Genomic DNA, 17,905 nt, shown 5'->3' on the forward strand with positions numbered 1-17,905 from the left:
CTTCGCGGGCACTTCTCAGGCAAACGAGAACAGGGCAAAATCGCTCTCTCGCACACAGGCGAGAACCGTCGTGTTCCAACCGCAGGCGCCCGGCCGCACATCCCGCAGCAGACCCATTTCGGTGGCCTCGTCACCTACGTGAACCCCGGACAGCGAACGGCTGCTCACCGACGTCGTCAGACTGTCCGAGAATCGCAGGACATTGCCGGCGTCGAGGCGTACCGCAACGCCCGGCACGGTCCACATCGGATCACCGTTGGCGTCGAGGAACGTGCTCGACTCGTCCGCCACTACCAGCAACGATTCACCGACCGGTGTCAGCGACTCGACGTCGGCCACGTCACGACGCCAGACCTCGCCGCCCTTGACCGCATCCACGGCCACCACCTGGTCCTTGTCGTGGCGGTATCCGGCCGTCTCAACGAAACAGAGCCGCGACTCGCCGCACGGGGTCAGATCGCTCATCGAAGCCGCCGGGGCCGCGGTGTGCAGCGTCGCCGGCTCACCGAGCGTCTCCAAGTCATAGGCGAAGATCCGCTGAGCATTTCCGGACTCCTGCACGAACAACCGGCCATCGTGGGCGACCACCTCGTCGGAGGTGGAGGCGACACTGGGCCGGGTCTTGGCGATCTTTCCGGTACGGATGTCCCGCACACTCACCGACCGATCGCTGTTGATCTGCACGAACCGGTCGTCGTCCGACACGTTCGGCGAAAACGGCCGCCCCGCCGAACCCGCCGGCCCGGCCAGGTCCGCCGGAGTGGTGACCGTGACGACGGTCGTCGAGTCCGGGTCCTTTTCCTCCCACCGGACCTTGCCGCTCGCCAGATCGAGCCCGAGCAGCCGCGACTCCACCCGGTCGACAAGCACCATCGTGTCCGCGCCGATGTGCACGACGTCCGATCCACCGAGCATCCGGTTCCACAACACCGTGCCGTCGTCCGCACCGAGCACCCGCATCTGCATCTTGCCGGTGCCGGACTCCAGGTGGGAGAAGACCACCAACCCCACAGGCAGCGCGATCATCCGATCCCAGAGCGTCGAGACACCGGCCGCCGGATTACTCCAGACGACCTCCTGCCCATCGGTGTCGACCGCGACCACACCGAGCCGCCCGTCCGCATCCGAACTGGCAAAATAGGCTCGATCCCCGATCACCTCGGCGTCTGACCAGGCCGAACTGATCGCCACTGCCGGATCAAACCGGGCGATCTCCTCCACCGGGTGAAAATCCAGCGCCCGGACACCCGGCCAGAAAACCACCGCGGCGGTCAAGCCCAGCGCGACGACGCCGGCCACCACCAAGATCAAAACCCGCTTCCTGTACGCCTTGACGACCGGTTTCTCAACAGTCGCCGGTGCCGTCGGCGTCCCCGCGATCGTCCAGGTGACGTCATCTTCCGGGCTCATCTGATGGGGCAGCTGATGTCCGGCCGCGACCGCGGCGGCTTCGGCTGTCGCCCAGGGGTCGACCGGCTCGGCGTACCCGTCCTTCTCCCCCATCCCGCCACCCCTTCATCCACCACCGTCGTCGGCCCGTCATGCTACCGATCCCCAGGTAGCAGGTTTGCCGACGCGCGACCTGGAGACGATCGTGATGTGCAGACCTTCCTGCCATACCCGGACTTCACGGGCAGCGCGCAGACCCTCGACCCGAAGCGGCTGGGCAAACAACGCGTCGAAACGATCCAGGTCCTCCGAGGCCTGATCCAGCCCGGCTACGGCTGGCGCCACCACCCGGCCGTCAAGATGTGGCAGGGATACGAGGAAGCCCTGGTCCGCTACGGCCTGGACATCTGCGCGGCATGGACAGCCACCGGCCGAGCCGACACCTGCGCCACGACCCTTTTGACCGACCTGCGAACGGCAACCGGCATAACCGAGATCCGCACAGCGGCCGAACTCTCCGCAGCAGGCGACATGCCCCCCTGGCTGGGCGACGATCCCCTGCACGAGAGCCACCGCTCAGCCCTCCTACGCAAGGACCCGGCGCACTACCGCCCCCTGTTCGGCCCCACCCTCCCCGACGACCTGCCCTACGTCTGGCCCCCAGCAACCCGTCCAAAACCCCCAGCAACGACAAAGCCCCGCCAACCTGAAACCCAAAACACCCCGCCGACAACGGCCTAGCGCAGCCCAGCCCTCACGACGGCGCTCGCTCACAAGATTCAACGGCGAACCGTGGCCGGCAACACGCCACCCACCTCGTTTCCGCGCTCCACCCAGCCCTGCCGCGCTCTGCCCGCCTGCCCCGCCCTGCCGGCCCTAGCCCTACCTGCCCAACCTGCCCCACTCTGCCCGCCTTGCCGCACCCTGCCTGCCCTGCCGCGCTCTGCCCCGCTTGCCCCGGCTCTGTCGAATTTTGTCGCGCTCTGTCCCGCTCCGAGCCCGTTCAAGCCGGCTCAAGCCGCTCCGAGCCGGTTCGAGCCGCTCCGAGCCGGTTCGAGCCGCTCCGAGCCGGTTCGAGCCGCTTCAAGACGCTTCGAGCCGCTCCGAGCCTCTTCGAGCCGCTTCGAGCCGCTTCGGGCCGCTTCGGGCCGCTTCGCCTGGATCTTGTGAACTTCCCCGCAGACGTGCCCGCACAACTCCACAAGATCGAACAGGCCCGGGCCGATCTTGCGGAGTTACGCGCAAACGGTTCGCCAAACTCCACAAGATCGGCGAAGCACCCCGCTCACCACGTCGCAACGGCGAGGCACCACGCTCACCCCGTCGAACCCGTGAAGCACCGCGCTCACCACGCCAGAATGGTGAAGGACGGCCGTCTCGCAAACTCGTGCACCCCTGGTCGATCGGCCGGCCAAACCGCACAAGATCTCCGAGCGGCGCCTCGCACCGAAAAACCACCACCCCACCACGCCGCCACCCCACCACGCCGCCACGCCGCCACGCCGCGCCACGCCGCCACCCCGCGCCACCCCGCGCCCCGCCGCCACCCCGCGCCACGCCGCCACGCCGCGCCACGCCGCCACCCCGCCCCGAACCCGCTACCGCTCCACGGCTGACGAAACTCGAGTGCCGCTCAGTTTCACGAGATTGCCGCTTCTATGCCCCGCCGAGGCGTTGCCCTGGCGCAGCTACGGGCTGGCGGGCAGTCGCGGCGTGTTGACTTCGGAACCGCTGGGGTAGAGAACAGTGCCCGCAGCTCAGACAGGTCATTGGACTTCGGCCGGCTCCCTCGACCGGGCCGGGCCGGGCCGGGCGGTCGCCGGGCCGGGCCGGGCGGTCGCCGGGTCGGGCGGTCGCCTAGGCGAGTGCGTCGGGTTAGCTCAGGTCCCAGCTCAGCAGGGTGAAGGTCATTTCCTCGCAAGCTCCGGCTCGGCGGTAGGTTGCCAGGGCCGCCTTGTTGTCCGACTCGGTGGCTACCCACATGCCGTAACAGCCGTTCTCGCGGGCGATCTTGGCCAACGACTCGACCAGGGCGGTGCCGACGCCCTGTAAGCGGGCCACCGGGGCCACCCCCAGCTCGTAGACCAGCATCTCGGTGCCCTTGTCCGGGTGGGTGGTCTCGACGCCGCTGATCATGCCGACCGGGCGGTTCTCCTCGTCGTACGCCAGGAGGAGGTGGTGGTTCGTGTCGGCGAGGAAGCGGGTGGTGGCTTCCTCCAGCGGGGGCGCGTCGAAAAGGTCTGCCGCACGGTGGACATCGGAGGCGGCGGTTACTCGTTCGATGCGCATTTCGCCACGATAGCCAGCCGCCGATGGGTGCTCCAGGCGAAAACCGCGCCAGGGCCCGGCCGCGAGGGCTCCAAGAGACAGGCCAAAACCGCGCCACACCCGGCGGCGGGTGCTCCAAGAGAAAGGCGCGCCGGGGCCGGCGGCGGGACGCGCCGGGCCGGGGCCGTCAGGGGCGGAAAATGACGTGGCTTGTGGTCTTGCGTACCAAAGAAAAAGCGTGACCTCCCCGATCGGAGAGGCCACGCCTGGTTTTCAGTTTCAGATGCGCTGGCCGGAGCCGGCGTTGAAGACGTGCAGGGCGCTGGCGTTCGGCTTGATGTAGACCGTCTCGCCCATGCTCGGCATGTAACGACGCTCGGTGCGGACGACGAAGCGCTCGGAAGCGCCGCCGACCTCGGAGTGGCCGTAGACGTTGGCGTCCGAACCGAGGTCCTCGACCAGGTCGACGACGATCGGGAGGGCGCCGGTCGACTCGGTGACGACCTCGGCGGCCTCCGGGCGGAAACCGACGGTGACCTTGCCGTCGCCACCCTGCTGGGCGGCGGCGATCTGCTCGCGGGTCAGCGGGATGCTGATCGAGCCGAAGGTGGCGCCCTCCTCGGTGAGCGGGACCGTCTTGATGTTCATGGCCGGGGAGCCCATGAAGCCGGCGACGAAGACGTTGCCGGGGGTGTCGTAGAGCGCCCGCGGGGTGTCGACCTGCTGGAGGACACCGTCGAGCATGACGGCGACCCGGTGGCCCATCGTCATGGCCTCGACCTGGTCGTGGGTCACGTAAACGGTGGTGACGCCGAGCTTGGCCTGCAGCGAGGCGATCTGCGAGCGGGTCTGGACGCGGAGCTTGGCGTCGAGGTTCGACAGCGGCTCGTCCATGAGGAAGACCTGCGGCTGACGCACGATCGCGCGGCCCATCGCGACACGCTGACGCTGACCACCGGAGAGCGCCTTCGGCTTACGCGAAAGGTATTCCTCCAGCTGGAGCAGCGCGGCGGCTTCCTTGACCGCGCGGTCGATCTCCGACTTCGGAGTCTTGCGCAGCTTCAGGGCGAAGGCCATGTTCTCGTACACCGTCATGTGCGGGTACAGCGCGTAGTTCTGGAACACCATCGCGATGTCACGGGACTTCGGCGGGAGGTGCGTGACGTCCTTGTCGTTGATCAGGATGCGACCGCGGTCGACATCCTCAAGGCCGGCGAGCATGCGCAGGCTGGTGGACTTGCCACAGCCGGACGGGCCGACCAGAACGAGGAACTCACCGTCGCCGATCTCGAGGTTCAGCTCGTTGACGGCGGGACGCTCAGAGCCCGGGTAGATCCGGGAGGCCTTGTCGTAAGTGACGGTAGCCATGGTGAATCGACTTCCTTTCCACCGGCAGGAACGTGCCGGACGATCCGAGTAGAAGGAACTGCCTGGCAAACGTAATTGTTTTTCACCCACCTGCCAAGATGGCAGCCAAATCGCAGGACGTTATGCTGAGACCTGATACGCCCCTGTAGCTCAGATGGCTAGAGCACCCGTCTTGTAAACGGGAGGTCGTCGGTTCGATCCCGACCGGGGGCTCGCTTTGGGTGCCTGTGCCTGCGGAGAGCGCAGGCACAGGCGCTCGCTTCGCTTGCCGGGGGGCCGAGCCCCCCGAACCCCCCACGTTGACGATCGGTTGCGCTTTGTGGGGGGTTGCGCTTTGTGGGGGGTTGCGCTTCTCTCTTTCAAGAGGTCAGACGTACTAGCATTTTTCCGATATTTTCGCCTTTTAGTACGCCTAGCAGGGCTTGTGGGGACTGGTCCAGGCCGTGGAGGACCGTTTCGGTGGTTTGCAGGGTGCCGGTGGTCAGCCAGGTGGTTGCGCGGGCGGTCCACTCCGGGAACTTGTCAAAGTACGAGGTGACCAGTAGGCCTCGCAGGGTCAGCTCCTTCCAGTAGGCCTCGAAGAGGTTCTTTGGAATTTCGGTGCTCATTGCCCCTACCAGGGCGAACCTTGCCCGGGGTTTGGCTGCGGTGATCGCGGCCGCCAGGTGGTCGCCTCCTACGTTGTCCAGGTAGACGTCGATGCCCTGGGGTGCTGCTCGGATCAGCTGGGTGGCGATCGGGGCTGCCTTGTAGTCAAGGGCCACGTCGAAGTTGAAGTCGGTGGTCAGTTTCTTGGTCTTTTCCGGGCCGCCTGCTGAGCCGATCACCGTGCTGGCCCCCAGGAGTCTTGCTATCTGGCCGGCGACGCTGCCCACCGCTCCGGCCGCCGCTGAGATGAACACGGTATCGCCGGGGCGGACCGGCGCCACCTCGGTCAGCGCGACGTACGCCGTCAGGCCGGTGGTGCCGAGCGCACCGAGGTATGCCTGCGGCGGCACAGCCGTGACGTCCACCAGCTGCGCGGACGCGGCGTCGACGACGGCGTAGTCACGCCAGCCCAGGAAGTGGGACACCGTCGCGCCAACCGGGATGTCCCCGGACCGGGAGTCGACGACCTCACCGACCGCGCTGCCGTCCAGCGCGGCACCGACCTGAAACGGCGTGAGATAGGACGGCACGTCGTCCATCCGGCCGCGCATGTACGGATCGACCGACATCCAGGTGTTGCGGATCAGGATCTGCCCGGCGGCGAGCGGCGGGACGGTGTCGCTTACCAGTTCGAAGTGCTGCGGGCCGGGTACCCCGTGCGGGCGGCCGGCCAGCCGGATCTCCCGGCTGGTGATGTTGGTTGCCATGCCCACGAGCATCCGATTCCGGATCATCGCTAACCAGCACCCTGGGCTGGGTACCCACCTCGTGACTACCCTTGGCGCGGTGGACAACCGTGCGGAGTTGACCGGCTTCCTGATGTCACGCCGGGCCAGATTGCAGCCCGAGAGCGTCGGCATGCCCCGGTACGGCGAACGCCGGCGGGTCCCGGGTCTCCGCCGCGAGGAGCTGGCTCAACTCGCCGGGGTGAGCGTCACCCACTACACCCGGCTGGAACAGGGGCACGGCCGCGGCGTCTCGACCGAGATCCTCGACGCCGTGGCCGGCGCGTTGCGATTGACCGCCGACGAGCGCGAACACCTGACCAACCTGGTCCACCCGCCGCGGTTCGATCGCGGGCCGGGCGAGCCGAAGGTCCGGCCGGACCTGCTGTGCCTGATCGAGGGTATGGCGCACGCGCCCGCGTTCGTGCACGGCCGGCACGGCAACATCCTGGCCGGGAACGAGCCTGCCAAACGACTTCTCGGCGATCTCGCAGGGAGTTCCTGGCCGCATCTGGTCTTCCTGGACGGCTCCTTTCGATCGATGATCGCCGACACCGAATGGGAGCCGCTGGCCCGCCAGCACGTGGCGTACCTGCGGTTGAGTCTTGGCCGCTACCCCGGTGACCGGGAGCTGGGCGCCGCCGTCGGGTCACTGCGCTCGTCGAGCGCCGAGTTCTCCCGGCTCTGGGCCGAGCACCAGGTGGCGGACTGGGCCGGCATCACCTGTCGTCTGCGGCACCCGGTCGCGGGTGACATCGAGGTCGCCGTCGACGTCATGAAGCCCAGTGGCGAGCTTGATCAGTGGCTGGTGACATTCGCGATCGAGCCGGGCTCGCCGTCGCAGGAGGCGCTGAGCCGGGTGCCGGGTTGATCGCGTCTTTATCGACGACCGGCGCGTTGATCTTGTATGAGTTCCGTACTGGTGACCGCGCTGGTCGCGGTCCTGACCCTGCCCCTCTCAGGCCCTCCGTCTGAGTGGACTCAGCCCGGGTACGGCCCGGGCGCGACCTTCTACAACCCACTGGAGAAAGGCCTCGACTCGTCGAAGCTCGCCAAACGGTGGGAGATCCCGACCCACGGCTCGCCGGAGTGCGAAATCGGCCGGGAACCGCTGATCGCGGGCGGCAACGTCTATTCCAGCGTGGCCGGAGGCTTCGCCGCTTTCGACCCGGCAACCGGCGCCCGGCGCTGGTTCACCAAGCTGGTTCGCCGCGGGATCACCCGGATGGCGATCGCCGACGGCAAGATCGTCACGCTCACCTACACCTGCGACGGCCAGGGAAGCTTCCTGACCACCTTCTCCGCCACGACCGGAGCCCGGCTGTGGGAGGTCCCGATCGGCGGGCCGGCACAGGACATGGTGGTGGATCGGGGTGTGGCCGTGGTCGACACCCGGCCGGACTACACGCTCAGCACCACCGGTTACCGGCTCAGTGACGGCGGCCGGCTGTGGCGGCTCACCGGGACCCGGGGCGACGGCCTGCTCTCCTCCGGCGGACGGCTGCTCCTGCGCACCACCGAGAGCGGCGCCCGAGCCGTCGACATCAGGACCGGCGGAACCGTCTGGCAGACCACCCAGAATTGGTACGCCGTAGGCAGCGACCCAGCCGGCACCAGGTTCTACGTCAGCGGCACCGGCGGCGCCCTGACCGCGGTGAATGCGGCGAACGGCTCGACGATCTGGAAGTCCGACATGCCGTCGCCAGGCGTGACCGCCGACGAGAAACGGGTGTACCTCCCGCGTTATCGCAGCGTGCAGTGCCTGGACGCGGCGACCGGACGCAAGCTCTGGTCGGTGCAGCTGCCGGAAGCGGCGGGCCAGCCGGTACGCGCCGGCGCCCTGCTGTTCAGCCCGTCCGGCATCAACTCACCGCTGTCGATTGCCGACGCGGTGACCGGCAAGCCGATGAAGGGCGGAATGCCGAGCGACCAGCATTACCCGCCGGCTGTCGCGGGCGGCCGCCTGTTCCTCACGGACGGCGACCGCCTGCGCGCGTATTTCTAGCCCTGGGCCCGCCGGCGGCGGCTGACCTCGGCAAGGGTCACCGCGGCCGCCACGCTGGCGTTCAAGGACTCCACGTCGGAGGCCATCGGGATGCCGACCCGCAGGTCACAGGTCTCGCCGACCAGGCGGGACAGCCCGCGGCCTTCCGAGCCCACCACCACGAGCAGCGGGCCGACCGCCGCCTCGAGCTGGTACAGGTCGGTCTCACCGTCCGCGTCCAGCCCGATCGCGGTGAACCCGGCCTTCTGCGCCGCCTTGATGGCACGGGTCAGGTTGACCACCTGGGAGACCGGCACACGGGCCGCCGCGCCGGCGCTGGTACGCCACGCCGTCGCGGTGATCCCGGCCGCACGCCGCTCGGTCATGAACACGCCGTGCCCACCGAACGCGGCGACCGAGCGGATCACGGCGCCGAGGTTGCGCGGGTCGGTGATGCCGTCGAGCGCGACCAGCAGCGGGGCGGTCTGCTCCAGCGACGCCGCGACGAGGTCGTCGAAGTCCTCGTACGCGAAAGGCGGCACCTGAAGCCCGACGCCCTGGTGCAGCACGCCACCGGTCATCCGGTCGAGCTCGTTGCGGCTGATCTCCAGGATCGGGATGCCCCGGTCGCCGGAGGTCCGGACGATCTCGGTGATCCGGTCGTCGATGTCGATGCCCTGCGCCACGTAGAGCGCGGTCGCCGGCACCAGAGCGCGCAGCGCCTCGACCACCGGGTTGCGGCCGAGCAGCAGCTCGGGGCCTTCCTTGGTGGGGTTGGACTTGCGGCCCGGTGCGACCCGCGGACCACGCGGACCGGAGGCCCGGCCACCACGGGCAGCGGCAGTGGCCCGGGTCATGCTCGTGCCACGCCCACCGCCCCGGCCCCAGGTGGTGTCCTTGGTGCCTGGCTGGCCGATCTTGGGCGCCCGGCCTTCGGCGGCCGCCGCGCGGCGCTCTTTGTCCTGCTTGCGCGCGGTCTTCTCGGGCAGTTTCTCAGTGCCCGAGTAACCCTTGTGCCACGGGCGCTCGTCGGCGGGCAGGGTCTTGCCCCGGCCCTTGAGGCTCCCGCGGTTCTTGCCGCCGGAGCCCATGGCGGCGCCCTTCTTGGCGGTGGCGCGCTTGCTCGCGTTGTGAGTATTTCCTGGCATCAGTGCTCTCCTACCGTCCAGCGCGGCCCGGTCGGAGTGTCCTCCACCTGAATACCCGCGTTCTTGAGCTGGTCCCGCACCGAGTCGGCGGCAGCCCAGTCTTTCCGTGCGCGGGCCTGTGCCCGCTGTTCCAACGCCAGGGCGACGAGACCGTCGACCACCGGCTTCAAGTCGTTGCCGCTCTCGCCGCTGTTGTCCCACGCGGGGTCGAGCGGGTCGATCCCGAGCACACCCAGCATTGCCCGGACCGCGGTGAGCGCGCCCCGGATCCCGGCCTCGTCGCCGGCCGCGAGCGCGGTGTTGCCCTCACGGATCGTGTCGTGCACGACGGCGAGCGCGGCCGAGGTGTTCAGGTCGTCGTGCATCGCGTCGGCGAACGCCGGCGGCACCGTCTTGGGCCGGCCGGGGCCGACCACCTCGACGGAGCGCTGCACGAACCCCTCGATCCGCCGGTACGCCACGGCGGCCTCGCGCAGCGCCTCCTCGGAGTAGTCGATCCGGGAGCGGTAGTGCGGGGATGCCAGGTAGTAGCGCACCTCGACCGGGCGGATGCCGGACTCGACGAGCGAGTCCAGGTCGATCACGTTGCCCAGCGACTTGCTCATCTTGGACTCGCCGAGGTTGAGCAGCGCGTGATGCACCCAGTAACGGGCGAAGCCGAGGCCGGCCGCCTTGGACTGGGCGATCTCGTTCTCGTGGTGCGGGAAGGTCAGGTCGAGGCCGCCACCGTGGATGTCGAACTCGTCGCCGAGGTAACGCCGGGCCATCGCGGAGCACTCGATGTGCCAGCCGGGCCGGCCTTTACCCCACGGCGAGGGCCAGGTGGCGTCATCGGGCTCGGTGTCTTTGACACCTTTCCAGAGAGCGAAATCCCGTGCGTCCTTCTTGTGACGGTCGGGTGCGTCCCCGGCCGAGCGCATGTCGGAAGGCTTCTGACCGGACAAAGCACCATATTCCGGAAACGATGCCACGTTGAAGTAAACATCGCCGGCGTCGGCCGCATATGCATTGCCGCGCGAAATCAAGGTCTGAATCAGGGCGTGCATCTCGATGATGTGCCCGGTCGCCAGCGGCTCGTAGGTCGGCGGCAGAACGTTCAGCGAGCGGTAGTCACGGTCCAGCAGAAGACGGTTCTCGAAGGCGATCGCCCAGAACGGACGTTTCTGCTCCTGGGATTTCTGCAGGATCTTGTCATCGACGTCCGTCACGTTACGGACGAAGGTCACCTCGAAGCCGGTGTGCAGCAGCCAGCGACGTAGAACGTCGTAGTTGACCGCGGACCGCAGATGCCCGATGTGTGGTGATGACTGCACGGTGAGACCACACAGGTAGATCCCCGCCTGACCGGGGGTCATCGGGACGAAATCCCGGACCGATCGGGTCGCGGTGTCATACAAGCGCAGCGTCACCGTACAAGGGTACCGGCACTAAATAGCAGAAGGCCGCCCCACCTCAGCGGGGCGGCCTTCCAAAGATCAACAGTGCGGATCAGCGTCCGCCGACCGCCGCGTAGGCGTCGACGATGCCGTATCCGTAGAACCCGTTGAACTGCTTGCTGCCCTCGCAGAGCGCGTCGAACTCGGCCGGACGGCCCTCGTTCGCGTAGCTCACCAGACGCGGGGTCGGGCAGGCCTGCTCGGCCGCCGACTTGTAGAGCTGCTTCTCGACCACGTTCGGGTCGAGGGTGATGCCACCACGACGCCAGTCGGTCTTGCCGTAACGGCTGACGATCAGCGCGGCGACACCGGCGGCGTGCGGCGACGCCATCGAGGTGCCCTGCAGGTACGTGTAGTACCCGCACTTGCCGGCCGTCGTGCAGTCCTTGAAGACCAGGCCCTCACCGGCGGGCAGGATGTTGCCGGCCGCGTCCACCAGCTCCTCCTCGATCAGCACCTTGAGCGGGTACGTCGAGAGGATCCGGTTGCCCGGGGTGTTGTAGGTCGGGGTGCCGAAGCCGTCACGGGCGTAACCACCCGGCGCGGCGACCGAGATCTGCTCCAGGCCGTAGTTGCTGAAGTCGGCCTTCTTGCCCGACGGGCCCACCGACGAGACGCCGATGACGTGCGGGCCCTCGACCGGCAGGTCCCAGCAGGAGCTGTTGTCGATCGGACGCTCGTACGGGTCGGCGCCGTAGTCCGGGCTGGAGATGTCGGTCCGCGGCTTGCCGAGGTCCTCGTGGTTGTTGCCGAGCGCGCCGACCAGGGTGACACCCTTGCGGTGCGCGTAGTTGAGCGCCCGCTTCATGGCGGCGATGATGGCCCGCTGCTCCGCCTGGTCCTCGGCGCTGTCCGCCGGGTTGGACGTGCAGTTGTAGAGCCACGGGTCGACGTAGAACGACATGTTGACCACGTCGATGCCGACGTCAGCGGCGTGGGTGAGGCCGTTGACCACCGGGTCGAGGAAGAAGTAGCCGGAGTCCTGGCCGGCCTTGAGCTCGACCAGCGTGACGTCCGGAGCGACGCCGGAGAGGCCGACGCCGTTCGCCGCGGCGCCCACCGTGCCGGCCACGTGGGTGCCGTGCCCGCCGTCGTCGGTGCCGACCGGGTCGAGGCAGCTCGCGACCTCACAGGGACCGTCGATGTCGACCATGTCCGGCGCGAAGTTGCCGGAGAGCTTGGAGCTGAAGTGCGGCGCCAGGTCCGGGTTGGACGCGTCCAGACCGGTGTCCAGGATGCCGACGGTCACGCCCCGCTCGCCGGACTCGATCTTGCGGGCCTTGTCGGCGCGGATCTGCTTGAGACCCCAGAGCTTCTCGTCCAGCGGGTCGAGCTTCGGGCCTGTGGAGGAAGTGCCCTTTGCGGAGTGCCCGGTCTTCTCGACCTTCTCCAGACCGTTCGGTGCCTTGCCGATGGCCTTGCGCTCGGAAGCGCCGATCAGCGCACCCGACTTGATGGCTTTCGCAGTGAATTTCGTGTCCGTCGACGTGACCCGGTAGACGCCGACCGAGTCGTTGCCGGTCACGATCGTGCCGCCAGCGGCCTTGATGGCGGCAGTGGCCTCCGCGGCCGAGGCGCCGTCGGCGGCCACGACGGTGTAATCGACCGCGTTACCTGGCTCGGCGACGGCCGAACCAGGTACGACGGTCAAGAAAGCCAGACCGGTCGCTGTAACGACCGCCCCCGTGATGACGCGTCTTCTCATGGAATTCGCTCCTAGTGTTTTGACTAGGAGGAATCAGATCGAGAAACATCGCTCAACACAAGATGAACGTGAGTCAATTTACGGACGGGTCATACGAAGAACATCAAGTGCCTCGTCGAGCTGCTGCTCAGTGAGCTTCCCCGATGTCACGTGACCGCGTTCGATCACGACCTCGCGGATGGTCCGCTCGGTGGCGAGCGCCTGTTTCGCGATCGCGGCGGCCTCGTCGTAACCGAGGTACCGATTGAGCGGGGTGACGATCGAGGGCGAGCCTTCCGCGTACGCCCGGGCCACCTCCACATTCGCCTCCAGGCCCGCGATGCAGCGGTCGGCGAACTGGCGGGACACGGCGGCCAGCAGGCGGATCGATTCGAGCAGGTTGCGGGCCATCACCGGCAGCATCACGTTGAGCTCGAAGTCGCCCTGGGTGCCGGAGAAGGCGACCGTCGCGTCGTTTCCGATCACCTGCGCGCAGACCTGGCGTACCGCTTCGGGCACCACCGGGTTCACCTTGCCCGGCATGATCGACGAGCCCGGCTGCAGGTCGGGCAGGCGCAGCTCACGCAGGCCGGCCCGGGGGCCGGAGCCCATCCAGCGGATGTCGTTGGCGATCTTGTAGAGCCCGACGGCAACCACGCGCAGCTGTCCGGACGCCTCGACAAGCGCGTCCCGGGCGCCCTGCGCCTCGAAGTGGTCGCGCGCCTCGGTCAGCGGAAGGCCGGTCTCCTCGCGGAGCAGCTGGATCACCGTGGGCGCGAAACCGGGCGGCGTGTTCACCCCGGTGCCGACGGCGGTGCCGCCGAGCGGCAGCTCACCGAGCCTCGGCAGGGTGGCGGTAAGCCGCTCGACGCCGTTGGCGACCTGTTGCGCGTACCCGTTGAATTCCTGGCCGAGGGTGACCGGCGTGGCGTCCATGAGGTGGGTGCGGCCGCTCTTGACCACGGTCTTCCAGCCTTCGGCCTTCGCCCGGAGCGTGTCTGCCAGATGCTGCAGAGAAGGGATCAGATCGGCGCTGACCGCCTCGGTCGCCGCCAGATGGATCGAGGACGGGAAGACGTCGTTGCTGGACTGCGAGGCGTTGACGTGGTCGTTCGGGTGTACCGCGCTGCCCAGGTCACGCGATGCGAGCGTCGCGATCACCTCGTTGGCGTTCATGTTCGACGAGGTGCCCGAGCCGGTCTGGAAGACGTCGACCGGGAACTGGTCGTCGTAACCACCAGCGGCAACGTGCGCCGCGGCCGCCGCGATCGCGTCGGCGAGGTCTTTCTCCAGCACGCCGAGGCTCGCGTTGGCCTGCGCCGCGGCACCCTTGATCCGGGCCAGCGCCCGGATGTGCGCCGGTTCCAGCCCACGCCCGGAGATCGGGAAGTTCTCCACGGCTCGCTGCGTCTGCGCCCGCCACAGCGCGTCCGCCGGAACCTTGACCTCGCCCATGGTGTCGCGTTCGATTCGGAAGCCACTCTCGTCAGTCGTCACGGTTTCATCCTCTCTCTCCCGTTCACGAGACGCCCGTCGATCGTGGTGATCCCCATTCGGTCGAAAAGATCACACGCACTCGCCCGGAGCCTGACAGCTTCCGGATCGCGGTGGTCCAGGCAGTCGGCAAGTCCCTCTTGAGCCCGAGCGATCACGTACGACAGACGAGCGGCCGTTGCGATCCGCAGCGAGTGCTCGAACGTCGCCTGAGCAGCCGGGATGTCCCCGGAAAGCCGGAGCGTGACCGCATGCTGGTAACGGAATTCCGCTTGGTGGTGCAGATCCTTCAACTCGGTCGCGCCGACCACCGCCCGCTCGTGCTCGACGCTCGCTTCGGCGTAGCGGCCCTCGTCGCGCAACAACCGGGCCCGGTCGTTGTGCGCGTCGGCGAGTAACGACCGGAACCCGATCCGCCCCGCCATCGCCGCAACGGTGTCGATGTAACCCCGGGCGCGTGCCGGCGAGATCGCTCCGGCCAGATAACGGAACCGGCCCAGGCCCAGCACCGCGGCCATGGCCATCGACTTCTCGCCCGAGTCCAGCGCCAGCAGCAGCCGCAGGCGGGCGTAACGCACCGCTTCGTCGTACCGATCGAGCCGGGCGAAGATCTCCGAGGTGGTGCCGAGGGACCCGAACTCGAAGTTCCGGCTCTTCCGGTCGAGAATCGCGATCCGGCGCCCGGTGAATATCATCTCGAGACTCGCCGCCATCCGGCCCTGAGCCAGATAGATCATCGCGAGGTTGGTGTACGCCCGGGAGCTCCGCTGGCCGATCTCCTCCTGGGAGCGGATGGTGAGCAGGAGGTAACGCTCGGCTTTCTCGCTCTCGCCGGCCCGGCCGTACGCCGCAGCGAGGTAGTTCGCCGTGAGACCGATCGCGTGATGGTTCCCGGACTTCTCGATCTTGGACATCGCCAGCAGGTGCAGGTCTCGGATGTCGTCCATGTACCCACGCACGAACAGCGGCCGGAACGAGGACCGGGGGATCATCCAGACGTAGTCCAGCAGGCCCGCCTCAGCGGCCTTCTCCACGAAAGCGGTCAGCTGCGGCCGCTCCCGCTCCAACCGGGCACTCGGGTCGGTGACCTCGGCAAGCAGATCGGGGCGCAGCGGACGCAGCGGGCGCAGTTCTCCAAGATCAGCGAGGAGGGTGCCGCGGAATCCCGGTGTCGTCGCCGCCACCGCAACGTGCACCTGCTGGTCCAGCACCGCGGTCAGGGCGGCCATACGCTCCTCCGCCGGTAGCTCGGCCGCGAGCGCCCCGGCGTACTGCCGCAGCAGATCGTGCATCCGGAACAGGCCCGGCTCCGGCTCGTCGACCAGGTGCACGTCGACGAGATCGTCGAGCACGTCCGCGGCCTCGTCCGCCGCGATCCCGGCCAGCGCGGCCACCGCGAGCCCGTCGAAGGTCGCTCCTGGATAGACCCCGAGCAGGCGGAACACCCGCTGCGGCAGCTCCGGCAGCTGGCGATAGGTCAGCGTGAACGCACCGGCCACGGTCCGTTCCTCGGCGGCCAGCTCCGGCAGCGCCGCCTCACCCATCCGGTGCAGCAGGTCCGCCACCCGCCAGCGTGGCCGGTGCACGAGACGGGCGCCGGCCAGGCGTACCGCCAGGGGCAGGCCACCGCATCGGCGGACCACTTCGGCCGCGGCCTGTGGCTCCGCGCGTACCCGATCGCCGGCAATGCGTTGCAGGAGCGCGACCGACTCGTCCGGTGAGAGGAGCGGCAGCGACTCGATCCGGACACCGTCCAGACCGGAGAGCCGGCGGCGCGCGGTGATCAGGGTGAGGCTGCCCGGCGCGGCCGGGAGCAGGTCCGCGATCTGCGCGCTCGAGGCTGCGTTGTCCAGGACGACAAGCACCTTGCGGCGGGCCATCTCGGTGCGCCACAGGCCGATCCGGTCCACCGGTTCGAGCGGGATGTCGGCGGGCGCAAGACCGAGCTGGCGTAGCAGCACGATCAGCGCGGCGGCCGGCTCGACCGGAGGTTGCTCGCTGTAACCGCGCAGGTCGACGTAGAGGTGCGCGTCCGGGTACCGATCGCCGGCCCGGGCCGCGAGGTGCAGGGCCAGGGTGGTCTTGCCGCTGCCGGCCATCCCGTCGATGACCAGCACGGCCGAGTCGTCCGGGTGGATCTGCGCGAGAAGGCGGTCGACAAGCGCTGTCCGGCCGGTGAAGTCACCGACGGTGCGGGGCAGACAACGAACCGCCTGTGCGGCGCCGGCCAGCATGATCCGGTGCAGTTCCTGCAGCTCATGGCCGGGCTCGATGCCCAGCTCCTCGCGGAGAACCTCGCGCGTCCGGCGGAACTCGGCGAGCGCGTCGGCTTTGCGCCCGGCCTGATCCAACGCGGTCATCAGCTGCCCGCGCAGCCGCTCACGCAGCGGGAAGCGCTCGACCCATCCGGCCAGCTCACCGAGCAGCTCCCGGGCCTGCCCGGCGGCCAGCTCCAGACCGGCCCAGTCCTCCACCGCCATCGCGCGGCGCTCGTCGAGGGAGGCAGCCGCCGCGCGGACCGCCGGCGCGTCGATCTCCGCGCAGGCGTCACCCTTCCAAAGATCAAGAGCTTTCTTGTACGCCGACCGCGCGGCCACCGGATCCGCAGCGGCTCTCGCCTGCTCGACCAGACGCAGGAAGACCGTGGCATCCAGCTCGTCCTCGCCGGGCCGGATTCCGTACCCCGCCGGGTCGCTGAGGATGACGCCGGCCGGCAGCACCCGGCGCAGCCGTGAGACGCAGGTCTGCAGCTGGCCGCGCGCGGTGGCCGGCGGGTCGGCGCCCCAGACCGCCTCGGTGAGGTCACCCACCCCGACGATCCGGCCGGGTCGCAGCAGCAGCATCGCAAGCACTACGCGGTCACGCCCTGCGGTAATTGCTACCTTTTGCTCACCGAGGGTGACGGAGAGTGGCCCCAAGATTCCGTAGCGCAACGCCTTCACCCGCCCCCCGTGCCGTGACGGAAGCCTATCCGAGCAGGCAGGAGCGGATCGACAGCGAAACGAGAGCGGCCCCGGGCAGGCTGCCCTCAGCGCCGTCCCGCCGCCTGGGCGCCCCTCACGCGGCGGGACGGTCCTGGCATCCAACGGGGGTGTGCGGCCCGTCCGTGGGTATCCCACGGACGGGCTGTTCGTATCTTGATGATCACTCTCGGTTGGACGCGATAGCGAACGGAACGTACCGTCGGCTGGGTCCCCGACCCGAGACGAAGAGGATCCCCCTGATGCGACGCGCCATCCTGGCCGCGCTCGCCGGTGGCGTGATGCTGACCGGCGCCGCCTGTGAGAGCGATGCGAACACCAGCGAGATCGCGGCGCCGGCCGCCGTCACCGCTTCGGCCACACCGGCCACCACCGTGCCGAAACCGGACTACTCGGCGAACACCGAGAAGGTCTGCGGCCGCCTCGACGAGGTGTTCAGCGCCGCACTCGGCGACTTCGGCACCGAACTCGGCAAGATGATCGCCCACAAGGAGGCGAAGCAGACCGACGAGGCGGAGAAGGCCGAGAAATCAGCCGCCGCCGAGCTGAAATCGGTCGGCACCCAGATCCGCAAGGAAACGGCAAGCGCGGAGAACCCCGAGCTCAAGGAGGCCGGCGACACGTCGGCCACCAAGATCGAGAAAAGCGCGAAGGACCGCAACTACATCGAAAAGATCAAGACCACCAAGGACCTGGACAAGACACTGAAGGCCCAGCTGGCCGAGTGGCTGAGCCCGGTCGCGGGTTACTGCCGCTGAGCTGTTCGAAGGGCCCCCGCGG

Annotated in this window: 13 protein-coding genes and 1 tRNA gene; 5 read left to right on the plus strand and 9 right to left on the minus strand. The window is 68.5% G+C overall.

Features of this window, described 5'->3' with window-relative positions:
• Nucleotides 1-15: 15 nt before the first annotated feature.
• Complete coding sequence (locus tag ACQP2E_RS36660) at nt 16-1,503, minus strand: PQQ-binding-like beta-propeller repeat protein (protein WP_433827529.1); 1,488 nt, start codon at nt 1,501-1,503, stop codon at nt 16-18.
• 96 nt (nt 1,504-1,599) lie between these two features.
• On the opposite strand from ACQP2E_RS36660, the gene ACQP2E_RS36665 reads away from it, so the two are divergent.
• Nucleotides 1,600-2,130: an MSMEG_6728 family protein gene (locus ACQP2E_RS36665; protein ID WP_433827530.1), complete on the plus strand. Its 531-nt coding sequence runs from the start codon at nt 1,600-1,602 to the stop codon at nt 2,128-2,130.
• Between the two features lie 1,134 nt (nt 2,131-3,264).
• On the opposite strand, the gene ACQP2E_RS36670 is transcribed toward ACQP2E_RS36665, so the two are convergent.
• Nucleotides 3,265-3,678, minus strand: coding sequence for a GNAT family N-acetyltransferase (locus ACQP2E_RS36670; protein ID WP_433827531.1), 414 nt, complete (start codon nt 3,676-3,678; stop codon nt 3,265-3,267).
• Nucleotides 3,679-3,936: 258 nt separating this feature from the next.
• A complete protein-coding gene (locus tag ACQP2E_RS36675; RefSeq protein ID WP_433827532.1) occupies nt 3,937-5,025 on the minus strand; it encodes an ABC transporter ATP-binding protein in 1,089 nt (362 codons plus the stop codon).
• A gap of 139 nt (nt 5,026-5,164) precedes the next feature.
• Here ACQP2E_RS36675 and ACQP2E_RS36680 point away from each other — a divergent pair.
• Nucleotides 5,165-5,238, plus strand: a tRNA-Thr gene (locus tag ACQP2E_RS36680).
• A gap of 146 nt (nt 5,239-5,384) precedes the next feature.
• Here the strand turns inward: ACQP2E_RS36680 and ACQP2E_RS36685 are convergent.
• Nucleotides 5,385-6,380, minus strand: a complete 996-nt coding sequence (locus ACQP2E_RS36685) for an NADP-dependent oxidoreductase (RefSeq protein ID WP_433827533.1) — start codon at nt 6,378-6,380, stop codon at nt 5,385-5,387.
• Between the two features lie 79 nt (nt 6,381-6,459).
• Here ACQP2E_RS36685 and ACQP2E_RS36690 point away from each other — a divergent pair, with 79 nt between their 5' ends.
• Entirely contained in the window at nt 6,460-7,269 is an 810-nt protein-coding gene (locus ACQP2E_RS36690; RefSeq protein WP_433827534.1) for a helix-turn-helix domain-containing protein, read from the plus strand.
• Between the two features lie 36 nt (nt 7,270-7,305).
• Entirely contained in the window at nt 7,306-8,403 is a 1,098-nt protein-coding gene (locus ACQP2E_RS36695; RefSeq protein ID WP_433827535.1) for a PQQ-binding-like beta-propeller repeat protein, read from the plus strand.
• Here ACQP2E_RS36695 and rlmB read toward each other — a convergent pair.
• From rlmB to ACQP2E_RS36720, 5 genes are all read right to left on the minus strand, one after another.
• Nucleotides 8,400-9,530, minus strand: a complete 1,131-nt coding sequence (gene rlmB / locus ACQP2E_RS36700) for a 23S rRNA (guanosine(2251)-2'-O)-methyltransferase RlmB (protein ID WP_433827536.1) — start codon at nt 9,528-9,530, stop codon at nt 8,400-8,402. The genes ACQP2E_RS36695 and rlmB overlap by 4 nt on opposite strands.
• Nucleotides 9,530-10,939 (minus strand): cysteine--tRNA ligase, encoded by a 1,410-nt coding sequence (gene cysS, locus ACQP2E_RS36705; RefSeq protein WP_433827537.1) that lies wholly within the window; start codon nt 10,937-10,939, stop codon nt 9,530-9,532. The genes rlmB and cysS overlap by 1 nt, the downstream gene beginning before the upstream one ends.
• 79 nt (nt 10,940-11,018) lie before the next feature.
• On the minus strand, nt 11,019-12,671 hold the full coding sequence (locus ACQP2E_RS36710; RefSeq protein WP_433827538.1) for a S8 family serine peptidase: 1,653 nt from the start codon (nt 12,669-12,671) through the stop codon (nt 11,019-11,021).
• A gap of 78 nt (nt 12,672-12,749) precedes the next feature.
• Nucleotides 12,750-14,105 carry a class II fumarate hydratase gene (locus tag ACQP2E_RS36715; protein ID WP_433834220.1) on the minus strand — a complete coding sequence of 452 codons (1,356 nt, stop codon included), beginning with the start codon at nt 14,103-14,105 and terminating at the stop codon, nt 12,750-12,752.
• A gap of 38 nt (nt 14,106-14,143) precedes the next feature.
• The gene (locus ACQP2E_RS36720) at nt 14,144-16,987 is read right to left on the minus strand and encodes an AfsR/SARP family transcriptional regulator (protein ID WP_433827539.1); all 2,844 of its coding nucleotides are present in this window, start codon (nt 16,985-16,987) and stop codon (nt 14,144-14,146) included.
• Between the two features lie 380 nt (nt 16,988-17,367).
• Here ACQP2E_RS36720 and ACQP2E_RS36725 point away from each other — a divergent pair, with 380 nt between their 5' ends.
• Complete coding sequence (locus tag ACQP2E_RS36725) at nt 17,368-17,883, plus strand: hypothetical protein (RefSeq protein ID WP_433827540.1); 516 nt, start codon at nt 17,368-17,370, stop codon at nt 17,881-17,883.
• The last annotated feature ends 22 nt before the right edge of the window (nt 17,884-17,905 follow it).

The organism is Actinoplanes sp. CA-015351, assembly GCF_050955685.1.
GTDB lineage: Bacteria > Actinomycetota > Actinomycetes > Mycobacteriales > Micromonosporaceae > Actinoplanes.

Coding starts and splice junctions, on each gene's coding strand:
- rlmB (WP_433827536.1), bottom strand. CDS start 9,530: ATGCCAGGAAATACTCACAACGCGAGCAAGCGCGCCACCGCCAAGAAG.
- ACQP2E_RS36715 (WP_433834220.1), bottom strand. CDS start 14,105: ATGGGCGAGGTCAAGGTTCCGGCGGACGCGCTGTGGCGGGCGCAGACG.
- ACQP2E_RS36675 (WP_433827532.1), bottom strand. CDS start 5,025: ATGGCTACCGTCACTTACGACAAGGCCTCCCGGATCTACCCGGGCTCT.
- ACQP2E_RS36660 (WP_433827529.1), bottom strand. CDS start 1,503: ATGGGGGAGAAGGACGGGTACGCCGAGCCGGTCGACCCCTGGGCGACA.
- ACQP2E_RS36670 (WP_433827531.1), bottom strand. CDS start 3,678: ATGCGCATCGAACGAGTAACCGCCGCCTCCGATGTCCACCGTGCGGCA.
- ACQP2E_RS36695 (WP_433827535.1), top strand. CDS start 7,306: ATGAGTTCCGTACTGGTGACCGCGCTGGTCGCGGTCCTGACCCTGCCC.
- ACQP2E_RS36720 (WP_433827539.1), bottom strand. CDS start 16,987: ATGCTGCTGCTGCGACCCGGCCGGATCGTCGGGGTGGGTGACCTCACC.
- ACQP2E_RS36685 (WP_433827533.1), bottom strand. CDS start 6,380: ATGGCAACCAACATCACCAGCCGGGAGATCCGGCTGGCCGGCCGCCCG.
- ACQP2E_RS36710 (WP_433827538.1), bottom strand. CDS start 12,671: ATGAGAAGACGCGTCATCACGGGGGCGGTCGTTACAGCGACCGGTCTG.
- ACQP2E_RS36725 (WP_433827540.1), top strand. CDS start 17,368: ATGCGACGCGCCATCCTGGCCGCGCTCGCCGGTGGCGTGATGCTGACC.